The 351-nt window shown below is 60.7% G+C and carries 1 pseudogene; it reads left to right on the forward strand.

Annotated elements, in window-relative coordinates:
• Positions 1 to 351, forward strand: a pseudogene (locus M8013_RS00070) (hypothetical protein); the annotation flags it as partial.

Genomic DNA, 351 nt, shown 5'->3' on the forward strand with positions numbered 1-351 from the left:
CAGGCTATGCCCTCTCGGCGCATCCCTGCGCCTCGCCCCGGCCTTGCGGAAACGCCTCGGCGATTTTCAGCCGGACCTGGGCGCCGCTGTAAGCCATGTATTTATCTTTGATAGATTTATCGCGGGAGCTTTAGGGCTGCCGGGTGGCGGCTACGCCTTACCCAGCCTACGGGACCTGGGCATTGCGGTGATCAACGCTACCGGGATGACCGGTGCCGCACTGAGGCCGCTGCTGATGGGCTGGATGAAAGATGTGACCGGCAACTTTAATGCCGGGATCTTTATGGTCGCCGGGTTCCTGGTGCTGGGCGCGGTGGTAATTGCGTTGATTCCGATGCAGAAAGCTGAAGC

This window comes from Silvania confinis (assembly GCF_025564085.1).
Classification (GTDB): domain Bacteria; phylum Pseudomonadota; class Gammaproteobacteria; order Enterobacterales; family Enterobacteriaceae; genus Enterobacter; species Enterobacter confinis.